Annotated in this window: 1 protein-coding gene; it reads right to left on the bottom strand. The window is 71.6% G+C overall.

Annotated elements, in window-relative coordinates; genetic code table 11:
- The coding region (locus tag KDM41_18255; protein MCB1185367.1) for a hypothetical protein at positions 1-925 on the bottom strand (925 nt) is incomplete at both ends.

Raw genomic sequence — 925 nt, 5'->3', positions numbered from 1 at the left:
TCGACGCCGTCGCGGGCCGTCTCGACGCGGTAGCCGATCGCCTCGAGCTGGCGCGAGGTCGAGCGGCGCACGTTGTCGTTGTCCTCGACCAGCAAGATCCGCTCCGAGCCCCGGGCCACGGCTTGGTGCGCCGCGCCCGAGCGCGACCGTCGACGCGTGGGCGGGACCCGCATCGGCAGGTAGACGCGAAATTCCGTGCCCTCGCCGACGACGCTGTCGACCTCGACCTCGCCCCCGGCCGCCGTGACGATCGCGTAGACGTTGGCGAGGCCGAGGCCGGTGCCGCTGGCCTTGGTCGTGAAGAAGGGCTCGAAGATCTTCGAGCGCAGATCCTCGGGGATCCCCGCGCCGGTGTCGCGCACGCTCAGGCACACATAGCGGCCGGGCTCGAGCAGCGTGGTCCGCTCGCCCTCGCCGACGTCGCGCGCGCTCGTCGCGATCGTCAGGCGGCCGCCCCCGACCATGGCGTCGGCCGCGTTGACGCAGAGGTTGACGAGGATCTGGTCGAGCTGGGAGCGATCGAGCTCGACCCACAGGCCGACGTCGCCGGTGTCGAGCTCGATGGCGATGGTCTCGCGGATCAGCCGGCCGAGCATCGAGCCCGACTCGCGCACGCGAGCGACGAGATCGATGAGCTCGGGGCGCACGACCTGGCGCCGGCTGAAGGTCATGAGCTTGGCCACGAGCTCGGCCCCGGACTGGGCCACGCGCTGAATGTCGCCGACGTACTCGCGCCCCCGGGCCTCGAGCTCGCCCTCGAGCTCGAGCAGATCGGCGAGGCCGATGACGACGCTCAGGAGGTTGTTGAAGTCGTGGGCGATGCCCCCGGCGAGGCGGCCGATAGCCTCCATCTTCTGGCTCTCGCGCATGCGCTCCTCGAGCTGGCGGCGCTCGCTCAGGTCCTCGAGCAGGGCCACGCCGCCGA

Source organism: bacterium (assembly GCA_020440705.1).
Taxonomy (GTDB): domain Bacteria; phylum Krumholzibacteriota; class Krumholzibacteriia; order LZORAL124-64-63; family LZORAL124-64-63; genus JAGRNP01.
This window is presented reverse-complemented; position numbering and strand designations above follow the sequence as displayed.